This is a genomic window from Mesorhizobium sp. G2-6-1, assembly GCF_055809095.1.
This window is the reverse complement of sequence record NZ_CM147896.1, coordinates 2,674,905-2,699,885: the sequence shown is the minus strand read 5'-3', so window position 1 is coordinate 2,699,885 and position 24,981 is coordinate 2,674,905. Positions and strand designations below refer to the sequence as shown.

Below are 24,981 nucleotides of genomic sequence, written 5' to 3'. Positions count from 1 at the left end.
TGAAATATAGCCTATTGCATATTGTTAAGCATTGGCATATTTCTCCCGACGCAAATCGAGGTTGAAACCAGCAGGACTCCATTTCATGCCAGAAGCCCGAGCAACCGTATCGTCGCATGTGCCTGAACGTGTTGTGCGGCACGCAGACGGCAGCATGCCCAGCCTTCCGGAAGTTCATGCCTCGATTGCCGTGCCAACGTCGGGCTCGTGGATGAGGCGCCTGTTTGCCTTCATGGGCCCCGGCTACATGATCTCGGTCGGCTATATGGACCCAGGCAATTGGGCGACCGACCTCGCTGGCGGCGCACAATTCGGCTACACGCTGTTGTTTGTCGTCATGCTGTCGAACCTGATGGCGATCCTGTTGCAGGCGCTGGCTGCCCGGCTCGGCATTGCCACCGGCCGCGATCTCGCACAGGCCTGCCGGGCTTATTATCCAAAGCCTGTTGCTTACGCGCTTTGGGTTTTATGCGAACTTGCCATCATCGCCACCGATCTTGCCGAAGTCATCGGCACAGCCATTGCCCTGCAACTGCTGTTCGGCATCCCCCTGATTGGCGGGGCATTATTGACCGCACTTGATGCCTTTCTCGTACTTCTCCTGATGAACAAGGGGTTCCGCTATCTGGAAGCCTTCATTATTGCCCTGCTTCTCATCATCTTCGGCTGCTTCGCCGTCCAGATTTTTGTCGCTGCGCCGCCAGTCGGCTCCATTTTGCACGCCATGTTCGTACCATCGACCGAGATCGCCACCAACCCGGCCATGCTCTACATCGCCATAGGCATCATTGGTGCCACCGTCATGCCTCACAACCTCTATCTGCATTCGGCGATCGTGCAGACCCGCGCCTATGAACGCACCGAACGCGGCAAGCGCGAAGCGATCAAATGGGCGACGACCGATTCCACCATCGCCCTGATGCTCGCTCTGTTCGTCAACGCCTCCATCCTGATCGTTTCTGCCGTCGCCTTTCATGGCAGCGGGCATCAAGACGTTGCCGAGATTGGCGATGCCTACCAACTTCTCTCGCCATTACTCGGCTTGAGTATCGCCTCGACGCTCTTCGCTGTAGCTCTTCTGGCTTCAGGGTTGAATTCCACCGTCACAGCCACTCTGGCCGGCCAGATAGTCATGGAGGGCTTTCTGCATCTGCGCATGCCGCATTGGGCACGCCGCTTGCTCACCCGCGGTCTCGCCATCATCCCCGTCGTTTTCGTCACCGCCATCTATGGCGAAAAAGGCACGGCTGAATTGCTCGTCTTCAGCCAGGTCATCTTGTCCATGCAACTTCCCTTCGCGGTAATCCCGCTGGTCCAGTTCGTCTCCGACAAGAAAAAGATGGGGGTCTTCGCCATTCCACGCAGCGTCATCCTTCTCGCCTGTATCGTTGCGGGCCTCATCCTCCTGCTCAACTTCAAGCTGCTCTACGATACCATCGTCGGATTCGGCTGAAACCACGCCTTTCCCTCAAGCAACCACCACCCCCTGAAAAGTGGAACCCCGTTTTCGGAATTCCTGTCCTTTGAGCGTCTAATTGGATGCACGGCGCGCTGGTGGATTTGCAACCGGGTTCGTTCAACTCGAAATCGTGATATATACGATTTGTCTGATTCACTCAGGCAGACATGTCGTATTTCGACACCCGCGCGTCATCCAATTCCATCACCATCGAGATTGCCGATGGACTACGCGACAATACAGGAGGGAAACATGTCATCAGCCGAAACAACGGCCAATAACACCGAGGATCATGGTCTTGAAGCTGGCCAGGACAATGTGCAGATCCTCGGCCTCGACATTCACAATCCGGTGTTTTTTGTATCTGCAGTACTCATCGTGGCTTTTGTCATCATCACCCTGATCTTTCAGGATTCTGTTGGCCCGGCTCTGGGTGCGACGCGGGTCTGGATCACCTCGACCTTTGACTGGCTGTTCATCATTGCCGGCAATCTGTTCGTCCTGTTTTGCATCGCACTTGTGGTTTCACCGCTTGGCCGTGTCCGCATCGGTGGCGCCGATGCTGTTCCCGATTACGGCTATTCCGGCTGGTTCGCCATGCTGTTTGCGGCCGGAATGGGCATTGGCCTGATGTTCTTCGGCGTTCTGGAGCCAATGTATCATTTCAACCACCCGCCGCTCGGACTGGTTAGCGGCATCGGTGCCGATGGTGCCATCAATGGCGCAACCGCCGTTGCCGCGCGCGACATGGCAATGGCCGCAACCATCTTCCACTGGGGGCTGCATCCATGGGCCATTTACGCCGTCGTCGGCCTCTCGCTTGCGCTTGTCGCCTTCAACAAGAACATGCCGCTATCCATGCGCTCGGCATTCTATCCGATATTTGGCGATAGGGTACGCGGCTGGGTTGGCCACGTCATCGACATTCTGGCGGTGTTTGCAACGCTGTTCGGTCTGGCAACATCGCTGGGCTTTGGTGCCGAGCAGGCCCTTGCCGGCCTGAACTATCTCTACGGCGTACCCGTCACCGACACCATGAAAGTACTGTTGATCGCCGGTATCACCGCCATTGCTTTATGTTCGGTGGTTGCCGGTCTTGACGCTGGCGTCAAACGTCTCTCCGAACTCAACATGATGCTTGCGGCCCTTCTCGTTGCTTTCGTCTTCGTGCTTGGTCCGACAATCGAAATCGTCACCGGGTTCTTTTCAAACACATGGTCCTATGTCCGGCACTTGCCAGCGTTGTCCAACCCGTTTGGCCGTACCGATAGCGACTTCGTCCATGGTTGGACCACCTTCTACTGGGCCTGGTGGATTTCATGGTCGCCTTTCGTGGGCATGTTCATCGCCCGCATCTCAAGGGGGCGCACGGTACGTGAGTTCATCGTCTGCGTTCTTCTGATACCAACGCTTGTCTCGATATTCTGGATGACCGTCTTCGGCGGAACCGCCATTACCGAGTTCATCGCCTCTGGCTATCAGGGCGTCCAGGAGACGGTCACCGCCTATACGCCGGAACTGTCGCTCTTCCGCATGCTGGAAATCCTGCCGCTTGCCGGCATTACATCGCTCGTCGGCATCATCCTTGTGATCGTCTTTTTCGTCACATCATCGGATTCCGGTTCGCTGGTCATCGACACCATCACGGCGGGCGGCAAAATGGACTCACCTGTCGCGCAACGGGTCTTCTGGGCAACGTTTGAGGGTCTGGTTGCCATCGTGCTTCTGCTCGGCGGCGGACTGGCCGCACTTCAGGCGTCAGCCATCACAACCGGCTTTCCATTCGCCATCCTCCTCATGTTGATGATGGTTGCCACATGGAAGTCGCTGCGCGAGGAGCAAAACAAGCTCGCCTAGCAACTATCCCGCCTCTTCAAGCAATGCCGCTCCAATTCCTGACACCGGAGCGGCATTGTCGCGGTCCCTTGTCCCATCTGGCAAATCCTGTTGTTACAACGCATTTTCGGGGTTACATCCCGCCCAGCTTTCCCTATAAGGCCCACTTAGCCTTATAGCAGAATCTTCTTGCGCGCTCCGGCCCGGAAAACCGGTGCCGGTATTTCGCGCAGGCCCAGACCCGACGGACAAACCATGCCAAAACGCACCGATATCAAATCAATCCTGATCATCGGCGCCGGCCCCATCGTTATCGGCCAGGCATGCGAGTTCGACTATTCCGGCACACAGGCCTGCAAGGCGCTGCGCGAAGAAGGCTTCCGCGTCATTCTGGTCAACTCCAATCCAGCCACCATCATGACCGACCCGGAACTGGCCGACGCCACCTATATCGAGCCAATCACCCCCGAAGTCGTCGCCAAGATCATCGCCAAGGAGCGCCCCGATGCGCTGCTTCCCACCATGGGCGGCCAGACCGCGCTCAACACCGCCCTGTCGCTGCGCCGCATGGGCGTTCTGGAACGCTACAATGTCGAGATGATCGGTGCCGACGCGCAGGCCATCGACAAGGCTGAAGACCGCGCGCTGTTTCGCGAGGCGATGGCCAGGATCGGTCTGGAAACGCCGAAGTCGATGCTCGCCAACGCCACCGACGTCAAGGAGGCCGACCGCAACAAGCACGAGGCTGATCGCGCCACACTTAAAGCCGAGGTCGGGCAAGACGCCTCCGCTGACCTTGATGCCGCACTCGACGAGTTGGAAACCAGCTGGAACCTTGGCGAAGGTGATCGCAAGCAGCGCTACATCAACCATGCGATGGCCATTGCCGCGCAGGCGATGGATACCATCGGCCTTCCCGCCATCATCCGCCCCTCCTTCACCATGGGCGGCACCGGCGGCGGCATTGCCTTCAACCGCACCGAATTCTTCGACATCATCCAGTCCGGCCTTGATGCCTCCCCCACCACCGAAGTCCTCATCGAGGAATCGGTGCTTGGCTGGAAGGAATACGAGATGGAGGTGGTGCGCGACAAAGCCGACAATTGCATCATCGTCTGCTCCATCGAAAACATCGACCCGATGGGCGTCCACACCGGCGATTCGATCACCGTTGCCCCGGCGCTGACCTTGACCGACAAGGAATATCAGATGATGCGCAACGCCTCGATCGCGGTGTTGCGCGAGATCGGCGTTGAAACCGGCGGCTCCAACGTCCAGTTCGCCGTCAATCCCGCCGATGGCCGCCTTGTCGTCATCGAGATGAACCCGCGCGTCTCGCGCTCCTCAGCCCTTGCCTCCAAGGCCACCGGCTTTCCCATCGCAAAGATCGCCGCAAAGCTTGCTGTCGGCTATACGCTGGACGAGTTGGAAAACGACATCACCGGCGGCGCAACGCCTGCCTCGTTCGAGCCGAGCATCGACTATGTCGTCACCAAGATCCCGCGCTTTGCTTTTGAGAAATTCCCCGGCGCCGACAATGTCCTGACCACCGCCATGAAATCGGTCGGCGAGGTCATGGCCATTGGCCGCACCTTCCAGGAAAGCCTGCAAAAGGCGCTGCGCGGCTTGGAAACCGGGCTGACCGGCCTCGACGAGATTGAAATTCCCGGCCTTGCCGCAAGTGGCGATGGCGGTGATGACCGCAACGCCATTCGCGCCGCCCTTGGCACCCCCACGCCGGACCGTTTGCGCATGGTGGCGCAGGCCATCCGCATGGGCACCTCGCTTGAGGACGTCCACGCCATGTGCAAGATCGACCCGTGGTTTCTCGAACAGATTGCCGCGATCATCGCCATGGAAGCGCGCATTCGCGAGCACGGCCTTCCGCAAGACGCTGCCAATCTGCGTATGCTGAAGAGCATGGGCTTTTCCGATGCCCGCCTCGCTTCGCTTACGAAGAGCGAGCCGCAAGCGATTCAAAAACAACGTCAAACCCTCGGCGTCCATCCCGTCTATAAGCGCATCGACACCTGTGCGGCCGAGTTCGCCTCGCCCACCGCCTATATGTACTCCACCTACGAAGTGCCGTTTGCCGGCGCGCTTGCCAACGAAGCGCAAGTGTCGGCACGCAAAAAGGTCGTCATCCTCGGCGGCGGCCCCAACCGCATCGGCCAGGGCATCGAGTTCGATTACTGCTGCTGTCATGCCTCCTTCGCCCTGCGCGAAGCGGGCTACGAATCCATCATGATCAACTGCAACCCCGAAACCGTTTCCACCGATTACGACACCTCTGACCGGCTTTATTTCGATCCGCTGACGGCGGAGGACGTGCTGGAAATCCTGCGCACCGAGGCGGCATCGGGCGAACTGGTCGGCGTCATCGTCCAGTTCGGCGGCCAGACCCCGTTGAAACTTGCGGCCAGCCTCGAAGCCGCCGGCATCCCCATCCTCGGCACTTCGCCGGACATGATCGACCTGGCCGAAGACCGCGACCGCTTCCAGAAGCTCCTGCACAAGCTTGGCCTCACACAGCCCAGGAATGGCATCGCCTATTCGGTCGAGCAGGCCCGCATCATCGCTGGCGAACTTGGCTTCCCGCTGGTCGTGCGCCCATCCTATGTGCTGGGCGGGCGCGCCATGCAGATCGTCCATGACGAGACCATGCTGCAAACCTATCTGCTCGACACCGTGCCCGGCCTCGTGCCCGAAGACATCAAGCAGAAATACCCCAACGACAAGACCGGCCAGATCAACACGCTTCTGGGCAAGAACCCGCTATTGTTCGACACCTATCTCAGCGAAGCGGTCGAGGTAGATGTCGATTGCCTGTGCGATGGCGAAAACACCTTCGTTTCCGGCATATTGGAGCATATCGAAGAGGCAGGCATCCATTCTGGCGACAGCGCCTGTTCGCTGCCCGTCCACTCGCTTGCCCCCGAAATCGTTGACGAACTGGAACGCCAGACCGCAGCCCTTGCCCGCGCGCTCGATGTCGGCGGCCTGATGAACGTGCAATATGCGGTCAAGGACGGCACCATCTATGTGCTGGAGGTCAATCCGCGCGCCTCGCGCACCGTGCCCTTCGTTGCCAAGACCATTGGCCGCCCCATTGCCAAGATCGCCGCGCGCATCATGGCGGGCGAAAGTCTCGACGACGCCTTCGCCCATTACGGCGCAAAGCCCGATCCACGCAATCCCGGCCACGTCGCGGTCAAGGAAGCGGTGTTCCCCTTTGCCCGCTTCCCCGGCGTCGACACATTGCTTGGTCCCGAAATGCGCTCCACCGGCGAAGTCATGGGCCTCGATACCGATTATGCGCTGGCCTTCGCCAAGGCTCAGCTTGGCGCGGGCGTTGATCTGCCCCGCTCCGGCACGCTGTTTGTCTCTGTGCGCAACGAAGACAAGAAAGGCATACTGCCCGCCGTCAAGCGGCTGGCCGATCTCGGCTTCAAGGTGCTGGCCACCTCCGGCACCGCCCGCTTTCTTGGCGAAAACGGCGTGCAGGCCGAAAAAATCAACAAGGTTCTGGAAGGCCGCCCGCACATCGAAGACGCCATCCGCAACCGTCAGGTGCAGATCGTTTTCAACACCACGGATGGCCAGAAAGCCGTCTCGGACTCCAAATCGCTGCGCCGCGCAACCCTGATGCAGAAAGTGCCCTATTACACCACGCTATCAGGTGCCGCCGCCGTTGCCGAAGCCATCGCAGCCCTCAAGGCCGGAAGCCTGGAAGTCAGGCCGTTGCAGGAATATTTCTCCTAAACGCCACCGCCACCTCTTCCCTTCTCCCCTTGTGGGAGAAGGTGGCCGAGTAAAACGAGGTCGGTTGAGGGGTGCTCCATCTTGGCACTGCCCATTCCTTCCAACACTCCTCATCCGCCTTCACTCCGTTCAGGCACCTTCTCCCACAAGGGGAGAAGGAAAAACCCGCGCCATGCGCATCGCCGAAACTGCCAACCTCCCCACCTGAGGTGGGGTGAGATGCGATCCGCGAAGCGGACGAAATGCCAATTGCGTGGCTTTTCGAGCACCGAACGCCGGCAGGCCAGAGGGGGTGATATTTCGTCGCCAACGCTGCCCCTTCCCTTCTCCCCTTGTGGGAGAAGGTGGCCGAGTAAAACGAGGTCGGTTGAGGGGTGCTCCATCTTGGCACTGCCCATTCCTTCCAACACTCCTCATCCGCCTTCACTCCGTTCAGGCACCTTCTCCCACAAGGGGAGAAGGAAAAACCCGCGCCATGCGCATCGCCGAAACTGCCAACCTCCCCACCTGAGGTGGGGTGAGATGCGATCCGCGAAGCGGACGAAATGCCAATTGCGTGGCTTTTCGAGCACCGAACGCCGGCAGGCCAGAGGGGGTGATATTTCGTCGCCAACGCTGCCCCTTCCCTTCTCCCCTTGTGGGAGAAGGTGGCCGAGTAAAACGAGGGCGGTTGAGGGGTGCTCCATCTTGGCACCGCCCATTCCTTCCAACACCCCTCATCCGCCTTCACTTCGTTCAGGCACCTTCTCCCACAAGGGGAGAAGGGACAGCCCGCGCCGCTTGTGCAGAAAGCGTCCCCATTACGCGACACTATCGGGTGCCGCCGCCGTTGCCGAAGCCATCACCGCCCTCAAGGCTACAAGTCGGTACTGGCGATCATCGGGTCTATGCCTAGCATCATCACAGCAGCCGAGGCCATGCGCAGATCTCGCAATCTAGCGTGGAAACACTTCAAACACGTTTAATATGAGCGTTTCCAGATGACTGGCAACGATGTTTGGTCCAACTTTAAGACTGTTGGGGTGGCCGCACCCATTTCGCAACTTGAGCGCCTTCATCAATTCCTCTTTCGTATTCTTGCCGACTACGCCTATTGCACTGAGCCGATCCATGAAGTCAGATTCTCCCATGCGAGCAAGTCCGTCTTCATTCAGCGCAGCTTTCCACTTTGTATTCACTTTTGCAGCCTCAGCGTTGAACGCATCCAGATGATTAGCCACAACTTCCTTATAAAGAATGTCGACAGTAGCAATCCAAGACATAACTATAGCCGACCTGTACAGTTTCTGTTCGTGACATTTAATTGCCTCTTCAACAAATGCTCGTGTCGTAGCACTCGAAATGTGACTAAGATGGGCACGTAAATCAGTCGCAACTTGTACGGACGCAGGACTTAGAGTTGAAACTCCAAGATTGCAAAGGTGGCTTTTACCAGCGTCAGTAAGTTCCCAACCATCGAGAACCCGTATTGCCAATCCCTTTGATCGTCCTAGAACGCTAGAAACATTCCAACTTTTGGGAATTTTGAAGCCTGCCTCAAGAGCTCGTCCTCTCAAATTCGCTATAGTAGAGGGCGCATCAATCGACCCAAGAACCATAAGCAACTTATCAAGCGGATTGCCTGAACGATGAAGCCATATTTTAAGTGTTTCGAGTCTGAGCAAGTTTAGCGACCGGGATTGCAAAGGAAAGGTTCAGTGCTATTGTACAAGTCGTGGGCCCGCACCGAGGTTAGGATTCAGCGCAGGCCCACCTTAGTAGTCCGTTTGGACCGAACTACCGTTTGGGGAACACCTCCCTTGTGGAGGGGGAACCGGGACGCGATCCTTTTGGAAGGGATCGCTTTTACCTGACGGCAGCCAGACCGTCAGGTGCCCGCCTAGGACGGGATGCAGCCATCTTATAATAAGAAACATATTTCTGTCTAGGGAAGACGCCTACTGGCCGACGGCAATTGCGTCTTCCAATCGCGCCCGCTCGCTCGCTGGAAACGAATAATTCTGCTTCGACACAAGATTAATCCTTTTGCCTTTCATTAAAGTATCCAAATAAGAAGAAAGGTTACTTGCAAAGGTTTCTTTATAATATGTCGATGCCTCTTTCATCTCATAATGTATCTCTTGTCGCGTAGCAGTTGATTTATTATTGCATATTATTATCTTGGCCATCGCTGACACTACCAAATCGGAACCAGTTTTAGCGTCGATTATTTGAGCGATCGTATTTGTCGACAACTCAAGCTTCCTATTTGACTGCCCGTCATCCGCAGCTAATGAACGTTGCGAGTCCTGCACTACTCCACTCAACTCGGATATCTGCTTAATAAAATCCACAAGTTTCTCTTCGATAAACGTTTGATCGCCCTGATATTCGACTTCCAGCCCGCCGGCCTTAACACTGATTCGATTCATTTCGGTCTCCATCAAATATTTAACTCCATCAGCGCAATGCCTATACTCCAATCGAGTGTCCACTTCAATACGACAGCATATGACAATATGCATCAAACTAATTATCATATTAAGTAATTGATTTCATATGATAATTATATACGTGAAAAACATTGGATAGAATTATTTCCACTTATAAGTGGTAGCTAATTTTTAGATATGAGGCCTGCAAGAGCGAGCGGCCTGTTTCTACTGCTGGTAAAACGTTGTTTCAAATCAACGTCGCGCTCCCCTTCCCCACAAGGGGACAACCCCCTCACCCAGCCCACTCCGCATATCCCCGCACCAATCCCTCTAAATCCTCCATCGCGGGGAATGTCTCAAAACTCTTCACCGCGCCGGTTTCAGCGAACGGCAGCTTGGTGCTGGCATAGGTTTCCATGTAGGGGCGAAACCAGCTTTTTTCATTCAGCATGGTTGGCCGCACATTGACGAAATCCATGCCTTGCGGCTTTGTAAAAAGCCACGTCATGCAATGCCCGCAGAAATAATGGTGGATGTCCGCGCCGTGCAGCCCGCCAATCACCGGCTGGCCTTGTGTCATTTCAAACCCGTCCGCTGGCACCATCGCCGTCAGTGAATAGGCGCTGGCCGCCATTTTCTGGCAACCCGGACAGTGACAGGCAGCCGTGCAGATCGGGGCCTTGGTAACGCGAAATTCAACCCGCCCGCAGCGGCACGAACCGGCAAGGGGAAGCGGAATATGTGACATGATGGCCTCTTTGCTGTTTCACTCGCTATAGCAACAATCAGGCCGATTTGTCCCCCGTTGCGCATCCGCTCCTGCCAGATGCAGACACCTGAAAAATGGCCGCTGATGCGTGTGCCGCCCATTCGCGCTATAAAAACCGCATGACCAATCACGAACCCGACGAAATCTCCCTGGTGCCGCCGCAGATCGTTGCCGACAATGCCGCCAGGGGCTTGGCGTTTCGTGCAAAATTCGGGCGTGGCGGCACCGAAATCGGCGTGGGGCGCGCAACCGAACTGAAAGCCCGCAAGGCGCTGGGCCCCTCCACCATACGGCGCATGGTCAGCTATTTTGCCCGCCACGAAGTGGACAAGCGCGGCAAGAATTACGGCAATGAGGACAATCCGTCCGCCGGCTATATCGCGTGGTTGTTATGGGGTGGCGACGAAGGCCGCGCATGGGCGCTCGAAATGAAAAGCCGCATCGGCAACACGCCCGACATCTGAGGAAGCCAAGCCGCTCCCTTTTGAGGCTCAAGCCTCGGGATCGACCTTGCCACGGCGGCGTTTGCGGTCTTTGCCAAGGCCGGTTGCCTCAAGCAGCCCCTTGCGCTTGGCGGCGTAATAATAGCCGCGTTGGTAAAGCCGGTCGGCGCGATCGGCATTGCCATCGGCCACCAGCCATGCGCCGCGCAGATATTTCACCGCATATTTCAAATTCGTCTCGGCATCGAGCAGACCCTTCGCCGGTCCGCGATACCCCATGCCGCGCGCCGTCGCGTGCTTGATCTGCATCAACCCCCAATGGCCCTTGTTATAAGCGCGCGGGTTGAACGTGCTTTCGCGGTTGACCACGCGCCGCACGAAAGCCACCGGCAGATCATAAACCGTCGCATATTTGGCAATCAGCCCGTCGATCTCACTGATTGGCCCGGCAGGCTGGATGGGGGCAACGAAAGATGCCGGCTCAAATTGCGGCTGGATCGACGCGACCATCAAAGGTTCATCCGGCACAGACTGGCCGGATGGCTCCGAAGTCGAAAGCGCGGCCATGTCAGCACTGTTCGCCCCACTTGCAAAGGCACTCTCCGGCAACACCGAAACCGCATCGGGTAATGCCAGCGCAATGCTTTCATTATCGCCAAGGCCGGACGTCAATGTTCCTTGCGAGGTCGATGTGCAACCCGCAACGGAAAACATCGCCAGCATCATGGCAATCGCAACAATGAATGGCTTCGCGTACAAACCGGGCTCAAGGTCCGTTGGTCGGAACAGTAAACAAGTCCTTTACACCACCAGATTTTGACGAGCAACCTGTGGTTTTTGCAGGAAACGGGTGGAAAACGCGGCCAAAAAATGCAATTTTGTTCGCGATTTGTACCATTTCCGTCGCGTTTTCAGCGCAAAAACAGGAAAACGGCGGCAAAAAAGGGCCGAAATGGAAGCGTCAAACCACATAATTTCAAGCGGTCAGACCGTATTCGGCACCGATATGGGCTTCATGGCAATAGCCTGGAGTGAGGCAGGACTTACCCGCCTTTGCCTGCCGCAAAGCAGCCGCGAGGCAGTAGAACGCCGCCTGTTGCGCCTGACCGGAAATGCCGGAATCACAGACGTTTCACCTGCATGGATCACGCGCCTGATCGCCGCGATAAAAGCCTATACCAGCGGCCAAGCCATTGATTTTACAAGCGTTCCGGTTGACCTCGCAGGCGCCGACGATTTCCAGCTCGCCATCTATCGCGCCGCCCGAAACCTCGCATTTGGTCAAACCGTCACCTATGGCGAACTGGCCAAACGCGCCGGTCATGCCGGTCTTGCCCGCGAAACCGGCGCGGCGCTTGGCGCCAATCCCGTGCCGCTGGTCATTCCCTGCCACCGCATCCTCGCGGCAGGCGGCAAGATCGGCGGCTTTTCCGCAGTCGGCGGCGCGGCCACCAAGGAAAAAATGCTGTCACTTGAAGGGGTTAGCATTGGTCCGCCGCCCTCGGCGCAGGCCGCTTTCAGCTTCTAGTCCGGGAACAATCGCCGAAACCGCCGGTCGAATTCCGGCCGTATGCATTTGAAAACGGGACAGGCCTTCAAATCGGCACTCGGCACAAAGGCGCGTTTGCGCACCTCTCCCCTTTCGCAAAACCGATCATCGCGCACATAGCGGTCATAAAGCGAAATACCCGGCGTGCGCGTGGAGCGATAGCGCAGGATCGCAGCGCCATCGCGGTTGACCGTCGAGCGCACCTGATCGCAACTCATCCGCGTTGGATCATAACGCGAAATCGCGTGCGCCTCAGCAGCTACAAAACAAAGACAAACCGCCAGCAAGATGGATTTCATCACCTACTCCACGGGTTCTCATCGCAGGCACGGCCACATATTCCGCATCAAAACCGTCCACATTCCAATGATTTCACCCGATTGCGGCGCACATTTGACGCGCATCCCCAAGCACCCCGCGCGAAGCCATGCCTTCGCCAATGGATTGCCACCAGCCCTATCTATGTTGTGTAATCCGCACCATTCCCGGCGGTTTTATCTGCATGACGGCCTCAATCTGAAACACGCCCGGTACGGCCTTGTATTCGCCTTAAACAGTCTCTATATGCAACTCGTTGATATTTCGGCCGATCGATCCGGGCCTCGCGATTTTCGCGTTTGCTGACGTCTATCTCCAAAATCTCGATACACCGGCCAGACTTGTTCGGGCCACAAAACGTAGCAAATGTGAAGGAAATACAAATGGCAACTGGTACCGTTAAGTGGTTTAACGCCACCAAAGGTTTCGGCTTTATTCAACCAGACAATGGCGGCGCGGACGTTTTCGTTCATATCTCCGCTGTTGAACGTGCAGGTCTTTCGACCCTCGTCGAAGGCCAGAAGATCGATTTCGAGATCGAGCAGGACCGCCGCACTGGCAAGTCGTCCGCTGGATCTCTTAGCAAGGCAGCCTGATTTTGCGAATGGCGCGCGCTGAGCGATAGTTCAGAGCGCGCGGCAAGTCACGGATGTACTGGCGGTCGTGCGTAAAGCGCGCCGGAGCAGATGGACCCGACAAGTCGACGCAGCAGATTGCTGCCGGCCCGGCCCTGATGTTCCCGATCAGGCTTCCAAGCATCGAAAGGCGGGATTTTTCCCGCCTTTTTCTTTGCCTGAATTTCCACATGTCGCGTAGTTATTGCGCTGTTATCGACGGCAATTCGCAAACACGCCACGACGATCAGGGCAACCAGTCTATCGTCACATGGCCGGGGTCCATTTCTACCCGCTTCAACCACGCCGCGACGGCTGGATAGGCATCAAGCTGAAAGCCGCCATACTCTGCCACATGAGAATAGGCATAGAGTGAAATGTCGGCGACACTCAGCGCCTTGCCAGCGAAGAAGGCATTCTGCGTCAAATGACCGTTCATTATCTTGAGCGCCTTGTTGCCCCGTTCAAGTGTCAATGCCAAACGTTCAGGCGTCGCATCATGGGCGCGTTCTGGAAATGTCAGCAATGCCTTGCGCACCGCAATATAAGGCTCATGGCTGTATTGCTCGAAGAACAACCACTGATAAGCCAATGCCCGATCATAGCGGTCGGCAGGAAGAAACCGCGTACCCTCGGCCAAATAAAGCAGGATGGCATTGGACTCGGCAATGCGCCGCCCGTCTTCCAATTCCAGAAGGGGCACCATCGCGTTGGCGTTCTTGGCAACAAATTCCGGCTTGCGGGTATCGCCGGTGTGGCTGCTCACTTCAACATTCTTGAACGACAACCCGAGCTTGGCCATCAACAGGCGCGGTTTATAGCAATTGCCGCTGTCGAGCATTCCATAAAGTGTGTTCATCTGCTTTGCCTCATGCACGCCAATAGTGCCCCGGCAAGCATGAGGCATCCAGCAATTTATATTGGTACAGCACGCATATTTGCAGGGCTTCAGCCGAACACGGGTTTGGTCTGCCCCAGACCTCTCAGCAAGCGTGCAAGTTCGAGCGGCTCTTCTTGAAAAATCACCCCCGCCAGTGCCGGGCGCGCCAAAAGAAAACCTTGCAGCATGTCGGCACCACTTTGCAACGCCAGTTGCAATTGCGCTGGCTGCTCGATGCCTTCGACAAGCACCTTTGCACCAAGGTCATGCAACAGCGTAACAAGCGGTTTGAAAAGCTTCTCGGCAGCCGGATACCGGCACAACAACGCAAACCACGCACCATCAATCTTGACGATATCCGGCTCGACGAGCCGAAGGCGTTCCTCGGTCGAATGCCCTGCCCCGAAATCGTCGATCGCCACGCGAAGTCCGTTGCGGCGCATTTCACGCACCAGCGCAACCAGCACCTTGTCGTCAGGGGCCGCCATTTCAGTGATCTCGCAAACCAGCTTTCCAGGATGAAGATCATATTCCTCAAGGCGGCCGGCCATCAGGCGCAGTTCAGACAAGACCCGCCCGACATGATCGTTGATGCTCGGATCGAAGTTGAAGAAAAGATCCAGCCCCTCAACTCCGATATTGCGAAAATTACGCAGGTGAAGTGTGCGGCACATCGCTTCGACATAAAGCTGGTCTTGCGCGCCAATGCCCTCGAAAAACACGGCCGATGAAACGGCCTTGCCATCGCGATGCGGCTCGATCAGGGCTTCCACCGCCACCGGCGTCAGGAACTTGTCGCGCACGCCGAAAATCGGCTGATAGGCACTACGCAACCGAAACTCACCATAAACACCGTATTCGATGCCGATCTCATCCGCGAAAATCGAGCCACCGACATCGCGCCGTCGTTCATGCGGTGGCTTCATTGCGCAGTCCGGCGTCCGAATGCCCTGGCTGGCCTTCCTGCAAGGTCACGCGCGGCGAAACATGTGCGTCTTCCATTTTCGGTGACGCCGCCGCCTGGTCATTGCTGGCAAAGACGCGGAAACTGGTTGGTGCCAGTTCCGGGCGCGCCAGAATGAAGCCCTGAACCATCGAAGCGCCGGATTTTTCGGCCAGATCGAGTTGCCAGCTTTCCTCGATCCCTTCAAACACGGTGCGGATATCCTGCTGCTCAAAAGCATCGACCATTGCGGTCAACAGGGCAAATCCGGCCCCCGACTCCATCAATTGATTGATCCATATCGCATCGAATTTGACGATATCGGGCTTCAGTTCCTTGATGCGATTGATATCGGAATCGTCCGATCCATAATCGTCAACGGCAATCCGGAAGCCACTGGCGCGCAGTTCTTCGACAAAATCGAACAATGTGCGCTGCGAAGCCGATTTCTGTTCCGTGACCTCGCAAACGACACGCCGCGCATCGATGCCTGCTTCGTGCAAGACCAGCCGCATATCGCGCAAGGCATTTTCGGCAATCGAACGGTCGGTGAAAACAGACGGGTCGAAATTGACAAAGATGGATGTCTCTTCCGGTAAACAACTGCCTGCATTGAGCAGGTGAAGCGTGCGGGTCAACGCCTCGACATGCAGCCGGTCACATGGCGGACATGTGCTGAAAAACGCCCCCGGCGATTGCGGTTCGCCATCGCGAAATGGCCGGATAAGACCTTCGAACGCAGCCACCGAAAGCTTGCCCTGCTTGAACGCGAAGATCGGCTGGAACGCGCTTTTTAGCGTATAAACACCCCACACGCCGGTAGAAGTACCGTCGTCCTGCCGTATGATATGCGCAAGTCCAACGCTCCGCGCCACTATTCCTCGCTATCTGTCTCCAGCGAATAATCGCGCGCAATCTTATGCCCTGAACATTTTACCGCACGTTAATGTGTGGCGGAGCCCGGTTTTCAGACCCGCGCTTTCATTTTACGACCGGAGGGGCTGACGATGCTTGCACTTGCCCGCCCGATGCGACAATAGAAACGCCGTGAATTGCACCTCATCTTGTCCACACATCGGAGACATTGTTCATGGCCTTTCTTGCTGACGCCCTTTCCCGCGTAAAGCCGTCCGCCACCATCGCGGTTACCCAGAAAGCGCGTGAACTGAAAAATGCCGGTCGTGATGTGATTGGCCTCGGTGCCGGTGAACCGGATTTCGACACACCCGACAACATCAAGAACGCAGCGATTGAGGCAATCAGGCGTGGCGAAACAAAATACCCGCCGGTTTCCGGCATCGTGCCACTGCGCGAGGCCATCGCCAGCAAATTCAAGCGCGAGAACAATCTCGAATATCGTCCCGAGCAAACCATCGTTGGTACGGGCGGCAAGCAGATCCTGTTCAACGCCTTCATGGCGACGCTCAATTCAGGCGACGAGGTCATCATCCCGCGGCCCTATTGGGTAAGCTACCCCGAAATGGTGGCGATCTGCGGCGGAACTTCAGTCTTTGCCGATACGGGCATCGACAATGGATTCAAGCTCACCGCAGCCGCGCTTGATAAGACGATCACGCCGCGCACGAAATGGCTGTTGATGAATTCACCGTCCAACCCGTCGGGGGCCGCCTACACCGAGGCTGAATTGCGGGCGTTGGCGGATGTGCTTCTCAAGCATCCGCATGTCTGGGTTTTGACCGACGATATGTATGAGCACCTCACCTATGGCGATTTCGTCTTCAAGACCATCGCCGAGGTCGAGCCACAGCTTTATGAGCGCACGCTGACCATGAATGGCGTGTCGAAAGCCTACGCGATGACCGGTTGGCGCATCGGTTACGCTGCCGGTCCGGTTCAACTCGTCAAGGCAATGGATATGATTCAGGGCCAGCAGACTTCCGGAGCCTGCACCATTGCGCAATGGGCGGCAGTCGAAGCCCTGAACGGCCCACAGGATTTCATCGCCACGAACAAGGCGGTGTTTCAGGCGCGCCGTGATCTCGTGGTGTCGATGCTCAATCAGGCACGCGGCATTTCCTGCCCGTCGCCGGAGGGCGCATTTTATGTCTATCCGTCTTGCGCTGATCTGATTGGCAAGAAGACCGCCGACGGCAAAATCATCGACAGCGACGAAAGCTTCTGCACGCAATTGCTCGAAACCGAGGGTGTCGCGGTGGTTTTTGGTTCGGCATTCGGTCTTGGTCCGAATTTCCGCATATCCTACGCCACGTCGGATGCCCTGCTTGAGGAAGCCTGCACGCGTATCCAGCGGTTCACTGCATCACTCACCTGAACAGGTTGAGTTTCAATAACGAACCCGGTCTTGCGCCGGGTTCAGTTTGAAAGCCGGTTCAATCATGCGCCATATTGTTCGTCGCTGACCTTTTCGAGCCAATCGACCTGCCTGCCGTCGAGCGATTCCTGCATCGCTATATGGGCCATCGCCGTTGTTGGTCCTGCACCATGCCAATGTTTTTCACCGGGCGAGAACCAGATCGTATCGCCTGCCCTGATCTCCTGAATTGCCCCACCCCAGCTTTGGACCAGCCCGCGCCCTGATACGACATGGAGTGTCTGGCCAAGCGGATGCGTGTGCCACGCGGTGCGCGCGCCCGGTTCGAAATTCACCGTCAGGGCCCGAAGCCGTGCCGGCTCTTCAGCCACGATGATCGGTGTTTGCGATACGCGCCCGGTAAAATATTTATCGGATGCGAAAATCGTCGGTTCGGCCCCGCAAGGTGTGATCTTCATTTGAACTATTCCTCATTTCATCTGCCGTGCTTTGCATTGCCTTAACAGAGTTGTGGCTTTCACGAAGCGTTATCCATCCCGTCTAAATTGTATCGAAGTTTAATCTCTCGCAACTCATTCCCTTCAGTATGGCATCAGTAAAACAAAGCCGGTCCAAGAACTGGCACTTATTCACCTTAGCAGGGACCCCGTATCAACGGGTAACATCAAATGGCATCACAGGTTGGGGCACAGCCCAAACGCGTGAAGAATTCAAAAGCGTCCGCGCAGTCTGAAACCGTCAGAATCCAAGGCGGCCAAGTCTGAAGCAGCGCCGGGCAATCAAGGTGCAGCGGCGTTGCAGTCATTGTTGCACAAGGAATTCGTCGACCACGAGGACACTCAAAAACGTGCCCCCGAAACGCCGACACCTACGCCTGCGCCAGAACCTGCCCGGATAGGCAAGCCGCTTACGCCGACAAAGTCGCGTATTCTCAAAACCGTGGCGGGTCTGGCAATCATCGCAACCGTAGGTTGGCTTCCGCTGCAACGCCTGTTTCAGGTGTCAAGCGTCGAGGCTGTGGTAAACGCGCAGGTTGTGACCCTTCGTGCGCCGATCAGCGGTGTCGTCGAAGGTGGCCTCAATGACATGCGCGTTGGAAGTCCTGTCACATCGGGTGTGACCCTGACGGAAGTGGCAAATCCACGCGCCGACCACAACAATGTCGAGCGCGTCGCCGAAAATCTGGAAACGGCACGCGAGGATCTCACCGCTGTTGAGGCCCATATTGCGCGCCTTGCCGACCTGCGCACCAAGGTAAGCCAGCGCGTCGAAGCCTATCGCGCCGACCGCAAGGTCCGCGTTGCCGCCGACATATCGGAAATCGACGCGCAATTGATTGCCGCAAACGCTGTGCTTGCGCGCGCTGAAACCGAGTTCGAGCGCCAGTCCGCACTGTCGAAATCCGGTGCGGGCGCCCGCACGACAAGCGAAAATGCCAAACGTGATCTCGACGTTGCCAAAGCTGTGGTTGATCAGGCGCAAGCCCGAAAGACATCCCTTGGCGTGGAAGCCGAAGCTTTGAGCCAGAACCGGTTTTTCGGTGACGGCTACGATGACGAACCGCGTTCGGCCCAGCGCCTCGATGACATCGCCGAGACTATGACATCGCTCCAGTCCGAAAAGACCAAGCTGGAAACCAGGGTCAAGCGTCTGGAGAACGGCTTGCAGCGTGAGAATAGCCTGTTCCAACTCGCCAGCAGCGCCAGGCTGATCGCGCCGGTTCGCGGCCAGATATGGGAACTTCTCACCGCGCCCGGTGAACAGGTGGTTGCCGGTCAGCCTCTGGTCAGCGTGCTCGATTGCTCGAAACTTCTGGTGACAACCGCCGTTACCGAAGCGGTCTACAATACGCTGTCGGTCGGCATGGATGCACAATTCACCTTCCGCGACGGCTCGACCGCCTTGCCGGGCAAGGTTGTGCAGATGAGCGGCGTTTCATCGGCAGCATCCAATTTCGCCATTCTGCCATCGGCGCTTACCAAGGAAGCCTATCGTGTGTCGGTAGCGGTTGACGGTATGCGTCAGGATGATGCCTGCCCGGTCGGGCGTACCGGACGTGTCGTGTTCGGCAAAACGGCATCCTGAGCGCGGGATCATCCATGAACCCTATCCTGTCAGTTCTGTCCGAAGGCGCAGTACCCGGTCTTTTGATTGCCGGCCTGCTTCTCGTGACAATGCCGTGGATAGACAGGAACAGCCGCTATCGGGTTTTGCCCATCATGCTGGTTCTGGCACTAACGGCCAGATATCTCTACTGGCGCATCACCGCAACCATCCCGACGATAGATCAACCGGTCGATTTCTTTGCCGGCTGGCTGTTTTTCCTCATCGAACTCGGTGCGGTAACGGGATCGGTGATTTCCTACATAACGCTTGCGCGGACCAGCAATCGCACGCCTGAGGTCGAGCGCAACACCAGTTGGCTGATGAACCAGCCACGCATGCCGCTGGTCGACGTCTTCATCTGCACCTATAACGAAGATCGCGAAATCCTCGAACGCACCATCATTGGCGCGACAGGCATGACCTACCCAAATTTCAGGGTATGGGTTCTCGATGACGGCCGCCGCGAATGGCTGAGCGATCTGGCCGAGGAACTGGGCTGCAACTATTTGACCCGGCCCGACAATGCACATGCCAAGGCGGGCAACATCAATCACGCCATTCGCCACGTCTCGGCCCTGCCGGTGCCGCCCGATTTCATTTCGGTGCTGGATGCGGATTTCGTGACGACGCCGGTGTTCCTGTCACGCGCCTTGAGCCTGTTCAAGGAAACCGATGTCGGCATCGTCCAGACGCCGCAGCATTTCATCAACCCCGATCCCATCCAGGCCAATCTTCAAGCCTCGGACGCATGGCCCGACGAACAACGCTATTTCTTCGATGTCCTGATGCCGGCGAAAGATGCATGGGGAACTGCATTTTGCTGCGGGACATCGTCAGTCATCCGCATGGAAGCATTGCAGCTCGCCGGTGGTTTTCCCACGGAATCGGTAACGGAAGACTATCTCCTGACGCTACGCCTGAAACGCAACGGCTTTCGCACGGTCTATCTCAATGAGCGTCTTTCGCTCGGCCTCGCCCCTGAGGGCCTTCAGGAATACATCACCCAGCGCAGCCGCTGGTGTCTCGGCTTCATCCAGATCATTCGCGGCAAGGACGGTCCGTTCAACTTGCGCAACGGGCTTCAATTCATCGACCGCGTCAGCCTTATCGAAAGCCTGCTTTACTGGAGCATGGCCTATTTGTTTCGCGTGGCCGGCATTCTGGTGCCAATTTTCTACCTGCTGCTGGGCATCAATGCCGTGCAGGTGGGAACCGTCGATGGCATATCGAACTTCCTGCCCTATTATTTCGCGCAGATCGCCGTGATGGGCTGGCTATCGGGACAACGTGTCTTGCCGGTGATGACCGATATTTCGCAACTACTTGCCGCACGTGAAATTCTCAAAGCCGTGGTAATCGGCCTGTTCAAGCCGAAGGGCCAGAAATTCAAGGTCACGGCCAAGGGTGGCGACCGCAGCAAGACCGTCATCCAATGGGGCATGATGAACCAGTTCGCCCTGCTGCTCGGCCTGACCGTGCTTGGCATCATTGTTTCCTTTGGCGGGCGCGGTCCGCTTCAGGACTCCAGCATGGTCGCGCTTTACTGGTCATGGTACAATATGGTGATCCTCGTTGCCGCAATCGCGGTTTGTGTTGAAAAACCGCGCCAGCGCCGCCACGAACGCCTTCTGGGTGCTGAAACCGTCATCGTATCCTTTGGCACAGAACATCACATCTATGTCACCGCCGACGTCTCGGTGGGGGGCATGCGCCTGCTCGGCAATATTCGCGCACCAATAGGAACCGAAGTCTCGGTGCAACTTGGCAATGCCCATTTCGAAGGCACCATTGTCAGGCGCACCGAAGCCGAATTCGCCATTTCGCTGGAGCAGACGCAAGGCACACGCACCGCGATGCTGCGCCGTGTCTATTCAGGCGATTACCGGGCGTTGATCGGCACCGTCAAACCCGGTGCTGTTGCCCGCAAGGTTCTCGCCCGCCTTCTCCGATAAAACACCGCTGGCAACACCGGAACCAGCGGCGAACCACCGTGCCGGGTTTTGCTGGAGATACGGATTGAATTTTTGAATGCGCAGGGCATAACGACGCTCGGCGACGAGACAAAAACGTCTCAATCTGGGCCGACAGCCGAACGTCCGGTCTAGGGCGGCTACCATCGATAAATTGCCGTTCCGCTACCGACCTCATTGCGGTCGAAACGGCGGCACCGGCATTTCACCGAAAGCAGACATTCGAGCGGGCATAGGTGGTGGCAGTTTCGCGCGACCAGCGACCCCCCTGAGATCTGGCCGGAAAGCGAACGCCCCAAGGGTGGGCCATCGTCGTCGCTTGCGACCCCATCCAAGACATTCCCATCGTTATCGTCGTTGCCTTGAAGCGGACGTTTAATCCCTGAAACAGAATACTATGATTCTGTTTCAATGTCGAAGCTCGCTTTGTTTCGGCGCGCGCCCCGATTGCTCCCAAGAAAATTCCGTGCCTCTATACGATGGCTATAAAACAAAAGGAAGTGGTACTATGCCTGACCGCGAGATTCATGAAACCCTGTCTACACATCTTACCCGAATTGAAAATGCGAATACCGAATTCGTCGACGGACTTCTCCTGTCGCGAAATGTAAATATTCCGATATTGCTAGACGGAGTCGACGACAACATAATTAAGACAACTATTGCATGGCCATTAATTTCATATGGGTTATTTTATATTGTCGATACATCTGCCGGCACAACTGTCCAACCACACAGTCATGACGAAAGTATATTCCGCCTGCTTATATCGGGAGATATGACTATTAACGGTATAGATATTATGATCGGGGAGTGGGTTGTGGTAAAGGCTGGCACGGAATACTCGTTGACGACGAACAGTGGCTACAAAGCGCTGTCGGGGTACACGTCCGTTTGCCGTACGAGACGCATGACCGACACGCATTTAGAACGTTCGTAGGCGGCAGTTGCCTACCGGCAAACATAAAGTCACGCTGAAACAGAATTACCAATTCTGTTTCAGCGCCAACCACTTGGGAGACGGCTTTCTTGCATTACCCTCCAGAAGCGGCCATTCCGCTTTCCTGAAGGTTTTTCGATGCGGGCCGCAGCGCGATGTTGGCCACCGGCATTGGCGGCCCGCGTTGACAAACCTTGGAAGGAGGAAGCCGCGGAGTTTGGGCGGGACCTATGGGGAAAGCGCGCGGGAGCGAACGCCTGTTGTGGAGTTCGACGCTGGCGGCAGAAGCAGACGGGCTGATCTGGGGGCGTGCGATGACATGATCGGAAGCAGGTCTGACGGCCTCCTTCTTGCCGCGTTCGACGGTCTTGCGGTGTTCAGCGTTGTGTGGCGCAAACCGATGCCATCCCGGAGCGTCATATCTTTCCGGGGCAGCTTTGGCCACGTTGACGGGCGGCTCGTCATGCTGCCTGCTCCCTTGGTGGGGCACGCGATCTCGGCTTCTGGCCGCGTCGAAAGATCTCGATGATGCGCATCGGGCCGCCGCAGGCTGGGCATGGTTCGCGTAGGGTGAGCGGAACGATCTCGGCGCTTGGCGGATCATCCTGTCTGACCGCTTCCGCTGTGAGCAGGGTTCGGATTTTTGCGATTGCGGCCTTGCGGCCTGTGCTGGCCAGAAATCCGTAATGGCGGATGCGGTGGAAGCCATCGGGCAGCACATGGATCAGAAAGCGGCGGATGAACTCGTCAGTGGCCAGCCGCATGACCTTTTGACGGTCGCCGTTCTTGATCCGGTAATCCTTCCAGCGGAAGGTCACCGTCTTGGCATCGGCGCTGATCAGGCGGTTGTTGGAGATGGCCACGCGATGCGTATAGCGGCTGAGATAGGCCAGCACGGCCTCTGGCCCGCCGAAGGGAGGCTTGGCGTAGACCACCCATTCGGATTTGCGGAAGGGGGCAAGCCAGGCGGCGAAGGTGTCAGCTTCAGCCAACCCGGCCAGATCACCGAAGAATACCAGATTGCGTGTGCGATGCAGCGCCAGCAGCCCTTCGATGAACAACCGTCGAAACAGCCGCGACAGGACCCGCACTGGCAGAAAAAACGCCGGACGGCAGGCGATCCATCGCGTGCCGTCCGGCGACAGCCCGCCGCCGGGCACGATGATGTGGACATGGGGGTGATGGGTGAGCGCCGAGCCCCAGCTGTGCAGTACGCTGGTCATGCCGATGCGGACACCGAGGTGGCGTGGATCGGCCGCAATGGTGGTTAGCGTCTCGGCCGACGCCCGGAACAGCAGCCCATAGATCGCCTCCTTGTTCCAATAGGCAATCTGCGCGATCTCTGCGGGTACAGTGAATACGACATGGAAATATTCCACGGGCAGCAGATCTTCTATCCGCGCTGCCATCCAGTCGCGCGCTGCGGGCCCCTGACACTTCGGGCAATGCCTGTTCTTGCAGGAATTGTAAGAGATATGGCGGTGTCCACATTTTGCGCAGGCGGCCACGTGCCCGCCCAGCGCCTCCGTCCGGCAGGCCTCGATCGCCGACATGACCTTGAGCTGGCTCAGACTGACATGCCCCGCATTGGCCTGCCGCCACGCAGGCCCATGGGCACGGAAAATATCAGCGATCTCCAGCTTCGGCCGGGTCACCCCGACGGCGTGTCACTCCAGCCGACGCATAAGGGTTTGATCCTCCAACTGCTTCAGGCGCTCGAAGGGGCTGATGGTGTCGCGGATTATCTTTGTGGCGACATGGGCATATCGGGCAGTCGTGCTCAGCTTGGCGTGGCCGAGCAGAACCTGGATCACCCGTACATCCGTGTTGGCCTCCAGAAGGTGTGTGGCGAATGAGTGGCGCAAGGTGTGCAGCGTGGCGGGCTTGGCGATGCCCGCCTTGTGCTTGGCCGAGGTGAAGGCTCGGTTGAGTTGACGCGGCGACAGCGGATTGATCTTCGGCTGGCCCGGAAATAGCCATCCCCGCGGCCGCGATTCCGCCAGTACTCGCGCAATAAGGCCAACAAGGCCGGCGAGAGCATGGCCTTGCGATCCTTACCGGCCTTGCCTTCGTCGACGTGGATCAACATGCGCTCGCTGTCGATATCAATGACCTTGAGGTGGCAAACCTCTGAGGCCCGCAATCCTGCGCCATAACTGATGCCAAGCGCAGCGCGATACTTCAGACCCGGCCCGGGAACCGCAGCCATAACCGCGGCGATCTCTTCGACGCTCAAAACAATCGGTAGGTTGCGCGGTTTGCGTTGAAACTGCATATGCCGCTTCATCTCTTCGCGACCGCAGGTGGTGCCGAAGAAAAACCGCAGCGCGACAATCCGGGAATTGAATATCCAGGGTGACACCCCGGCATTCGTCATATGCAGTTGATAGGCGCGTAAATCGTCGGGTGTCGCGAGGTCGAGGAGATCGCCTCAAAAACCCGGCGAAATCCTTGATGGCCCGAATATGGGCTTCTTGAGCCTTGTCGCCCATTCCACGAATACGCATGTCTTCGATCATGCGCGCGCGCAGTGGGGTGGTCCTCTCCTCCTTCATAGGAACCTCCTGTCTGATGATTGAGAAGACCCCAATTGTCAGGCCAGGAACCCGAGTTACAAAGAAGCACGGTCAATCAGCAGGCGCACCGCTTGTCACAAGCGCCATTGCCGCGCGAGCGGCTTAGTCC

At 57.2% G+C, this 24,981-nt stretch carries 19 protein-coding genes and 1 pseudogene; 9 read left to right on the top strand and 11 right to left on the bottom strand.

Annotated features, from left to right (window positions below; genetic code table 11):
* Positions 1 to 85: 85 nt before the first annotated feature.
* The 3 genes from AC0L7S_RS13015 (at position 86) to carB (ending at position 7,057) form a co-directional block, all read left to right on the top strand.
* Entirely contained in the window at positions 86 to 1,453 is a 1,368-nt protein-coding gene (locus AC0L7S_RS13015) for an Nramp family divalent metal transporter (protein ID WP_473471446.1), read from the top strand.
* Between the two features lie 258 nt (positions 1,454 to 1,711).
* Complete coding sequence (locus AC0L7S_RS13010; protein WP_473471445.1) at positions 1,712 to 3,316, top strand: BCCT family transporter; 1,605 nt, start codon at positions 1,712 to 1,714, stop codon at positions 3,314 to 3,316.
* Between the two features lie 234 nt (positions 3,317 to 3,550).
* Complete coding sequence (carB, locus tag AC0L7S_RS13005; protein WP_473471444.1) at positions 3,551 to 7,057, top strand: carbamoyl-phosphate synthase large subunit; 3,507 nt, start codon at positions 3,551 to 3,553, stop codon at positions 7,055 to 7,057.
* 935 nt (positions 7,058 to 7,992) lie between these two features.
* Here the strand turns inward: carB and AC0L7S_RS13000 are convergent.
* The 3 genes from AC0L7S_RS13000 to AC0L7S_RS12990 form a co-directional block, all read right to left on the bottom strand.
* Positions 7,993 to 8,319 carry a hypothetical protein gene (locus AC0L7S_RS13000; RefSeq protein ID WP_473471443.1) on the bottom strand — a complete coding sequence of 109 codons (327 nt, stop codon included), beginning with the start codon at positions 8,317 to 8,319 and terminating at the stop codon, positions 7,993 to 7,995.
* A 675-nt stretch (positions 8,320 to 8,994) separates the two neighbouring features.
* Positions 8,995 to 9,468, bottom strand: coding sequence for a hypothetical protein (locus AC0L7S_RS12995; RefSeq protein ID WP_473471442.1), 474 nt, complete (start codon positions 9,466 to 9,468; stop codon positions 8,995 to 8,997).
* Between the two features lie 295 nt (positions 9,469 to 9,763).
* Positions 9,764 to 10,219: a GFA family protein gene (locus AC0L7S_RS12990; RefSeq protein ID WP_473471441.1), complete on the bottom strand. Its 456-nt coding sequence runs from the start codon at positions 10,217 to 10,219 to the stop codon at positions 9,764 to 9,766.
* Between the two features lie 140 nt (positions 10,220 to 10,359).
* On the opposite strand from AC0L7S_RS12990, the gene AC0L7S_RS12985 reads away from it, so the two are divergent.
* Entirely contained in the window at positions 10,360 to 10,704 is a 345-nt protein-coding gene (locus AC0L7S_RS12985; protein ID WP_473471440.1) for a hypothetical protein, read from the top strand.
* A gap of 27 nt (positions 10,705 to 10,731) precedes the next feature.
* Here AC0L7S_RS12985 and AC0L7S_RS12980 read toward each other — a convergent pair whose 3' ends face one another.
* Positions 10,732 to 11,442 (bottom strand): transglycosylase SLT domain-containing protein, encoded by a 711-nt coding sequence (locus AC0L7S_RS12980; RefSeq protein WP_473471439.1) that lies wholly within the window; start codon positions 11,440 to 11,442, stop codon positions 10,732 to 10,734.
* A 193-nt stretch (positions 11,443 to 11,635) separates the two neighbouring features.
* Here AC0L7S_RS12980 and AC0L7S_RS12975 point away from each other — a divergent pair, with 193 nt between their 5' ends.
* Positions 11,636 to 12,211, top strand: a complete 576-nt coding sequence (locus tag AC0L7S_RS12975; RefSeq protein ID WP_473471438.1) for a methylated-DNA--[protein]-cysteine S-methyltransferase — start codon at positions 11,636 to 11,638, stop codon at positions 12,209 to 12,211.
* On the opposite strand, the gene AC0L7S_RS12970 is transcribed toward AC0L7S_RS12975, so the two are convergent.
* On the bottom strand, positions 12,208 to 12,531 hold the full coding sequence (locus AC0L7S_RS12970; protein ID WP_473471437.1) for a hypothetical protein: 324 nt from the start codon (positions 12,529 to 12,531) through the stop codon (positions 12,208 to 12,210). The genes AC0L7S_RS12975 and AC0L7S_RS12970 overlap by 4 nt on opposite strands.
* A gap of 402 nt (positions 12,532 to 12,933) precedes the next feature.
* Between AC0L7S_RS12970 and AC0L7S_RS12965 the strand changes: the two genes are divergently transcribed.
* The gene (locus tag AC0L7S_RS12965) at positions 12,934 to 13,146 is read left to right on the top strand and encodes a cold-shock protein (RefSeq protein ID WP_473471436.1); all 213 of its coding nucleotides are present in this window, start codon (positions 12,934 to 12,936) and stop codon (positions 13,144 to 13,146) included.
* A 265-nt stretch (positions 13,147 to 13,411) separates the two neighbouring features.
* On the opposite strand, the gene AC0L7S_RS12960 is transcribed toward AC0L7S_RS12965, so the two are convergent.
* The 3 genes from AC0L7S_RS12960 to AC0L7S_RS12950 form a co-directional block, all read right to left on the bottom strand.
* On the bottom strand, positions 13,412 to 14,023 hold the full coding sequence (locus tag AC0L7S_RS12960) for a glutathione S-transferase family protein (RefSeq protein WP_473471435.1): 612 nt from the start codon (positions 14,021 to 14,023) through the stop codon (positions 13,412 to 13,414).
* Positions 14,024 to 14,112: 89 nt separating this feature from the next.
* Positions 14,113 to 14,970, bottom strand: a complete 858-nt coding sequence (locus AC0L7S_RS12955; RefSeq protein WP_473471434.1) for an EAL domain-containing protein — start codon at positions 14,968 to 14,970, stop codon at positions 14,113 to 14,115.
* Entirely contained in the window at positions 14,954 to 15,862 is a 909-nt protein-coding gene (locus AC0L7S_RS12950) for an EAL domain-containing protein (protein ID WP_473471433.1), read from the bottom strand. Before AC0L7S_RS12950 ends, AC0L7S_RS12955 begins: the two co-directional genes overlap by 17 nt.
* Positions 15,863 to 16,077: 215 nt before the next feature.
* On the opposite strand from AC0L7S_RS12950, the gene AC0L7S_RS12945 reads away from it, so the two are divergent.
* A complete protein-coding gene (locus AC0L7S_RS12945; protein WP_473471432.1) occupies positions 16,078 to 17,280 on the top strand; it encodes a pyridoxal phosphate-dependent aminotransferase in 1,203 nt (400 codons plus the stop codon).
* A 62-nt stretch (positions 17,281 to 17,342) separates the two neighbouring features.
* On the opposite strand, the gene AC0L7S_RS12940 is transcribed toward AC0L7S_RS12945, so the two are convergent.
* Positions 17,343 to 17,738 (bottom strand): (R)-mandelonitrile lyase, encoded by a 396-nt coding sequence (locus AC0L7S_RS12940; protein ID WP_473471431.1) that lies wholly within the window; start codon positions 17,736 to 17,738, stop codon positions 17,343 to 17,345.
* A 337-nt stretch (positions 17,739 to 18,075) separates the two neighbouring features.
* Between AC0L7S_RS12940 and AC0L7S_RS12935 the strand changes: the two genes are divergently transcribed.
* On the top strand, positions 18,076 to 19,365 hold the full coding sequence (locus tag AC0L7S_RS12935) for an HlyD family secretion protein (protein ID WP_473471430.1): 1,290 nt from the start codon (positions 18,076 to 18,078) through the stop codon (positions 19,363 to 19,365).
* A 14-nt stretch (positions 19,366 to 19,379) separates the two neighbouring features.
* Entirely contained in the window at positions 19,380 to 21,338 is a 1,959-nt protein-coding gene (locus AC0L7S_RS12930; RefSeq protein ID WP_473471429.1) for a glycosyltransferase, read from the top strand.
* A 1,419-nt stretch (positions 21,339 to 22,757) separates the two neighbouring features.
* Here the strand turns inward: AC0L7S_RS12930 and AC0L7S_RS12925 are convergent.
* Positions 22,758 to 23,951, bottom strand: coding sequence for an IS91 family transposase (locus AC0L7S_RS12925; RefSeq protein ID WP_473471428.1), 1,194 nt, complete (start codon positions 23,949 to 23,951; stop codon positions 22,758 to 22,760).
* A 12-nt stretch (positions 23,952 to 23,963) separates the two neighbouring features.
* A pseudogene (locus AC0L7S_RS12920) lies at positions 23,964 to 24,851 on the bottom strand (tyrosine-type recombinase/integrase).
* Between the last annotated feature and the right edge of the window lie 130 nt (positions 24,852 to 24,981).

Excerpts from the sequence above, each read along its gene's own strand:
- AC0L7S_RS13015 (WP_473471446.1), top strand. The coding sequence starts at position 86 with ATGCCAGAAGCCCGAGCAACCGTATCGTCGCATGTGCCTGAACGTGTT.
- AC0L7S_RS13010 (WP_473471445.1), top strand. The coding sequence starts at position 1,712 with ATGTCATCAGCCGAAACAACGGCCAATAACACCGAGGATCATGGTCTT.
- carB (WP_473471444.1), top strand. The coding sequence starts at position 3,551 with ATGCCAAAACGCACCGATATCAAATCAATCCTGATCATCGGCGCCGGC.
- AC0L7S_RS13000 (WP_473471443.1), bottom strand. The coding sequence starts at position 8,319 with ATGTCTTGGATTGCTACTGTCGACATTCTTTATAAGGAAGTTGTGGCT.
- AC0L7S_RS12995 (WP_473471442.1), bottom strand. The coding sequence starts at position 9,468 with ATGAATCGAATCAGTGTTAAGGCCGGCGGGCTGGAAGTCGAATATCAG.
- AC0L7S_RS12990 (WP_473471441.1), bottom strand. The coding sequence starts at position 10,219 with ATGTCACATATTCCGCTTCCCCTTGCCGGTTCGTGCCGCTGCGGGCGG.
- AC0L7S_RS12985 (WP_473471440.1), top strand. The coding sequence starts at position 10,360 with ATGACCAATCACGAACCCGACGAAATCTCCCTGGTGCCGCCGCAGATC.
- AC0L7S_RS12975 (WP_473471438.1), top strand. The coding sequence starts at position 11,636 with ATGGAAGCGTCAAACCACATAATTTCAAGCGGTCAGACCGTATTCGGC.
- AC0L7S_RS12970 (WP_473471437.1), bottom strand. The coding sequence starts at position 12,531 with ATGAAATCCATCTTGCTGGCGGTTTGTCTTTGTTTTGTAGCTGCTGAG.
- AC0L7S_RS12965 (WP_473471436.1), top strand. The coding sequence starts at position 12,934 with ATGGCAACTGGTACCGTTAAGTGGTTTAACGCCACCAAAGGTTTCGGC.
- AC0L7S_RS12960 (WP_473471435.1), bottom strand. The coding sequence starts at position 14,023 with ATGAACACACTTTATGGAATGCTCGACAGCGGCAATTGCTATAAACCG.
- AC0L7S_RS12955 (WP_473471434.1), bottom strand. The coding sequence starts at position 14,970 with ATGAAGCCACCGCATGAACGACGGCGCGATGTCGGTGGCTCGATTTTC.
- AC0L7S_RS12945 (WP_473471432.1), top strand. The coding sequence starts at position 16,078 with ATGGCCTTTCTTGCTGACGCCCTTTCCCGCGTAAAGCCGTCCGCCACC.
- AC0L7S_RS12940 (WP_473471431.1), bottom strand. The coding sequence starts at position 17,738 with ATGAAGATCACACCTTGCGGGGCCGAACCGACGATTTTCGCATCCGAT.
- AC0L7S_RS12930 (WP_473471429.1), top strand. The coding sequence starts at position 19,380 with ATGAACCCTATCCTGTCAGTTCTGTCCGAAGGCGCAGTACCCGGTCTT.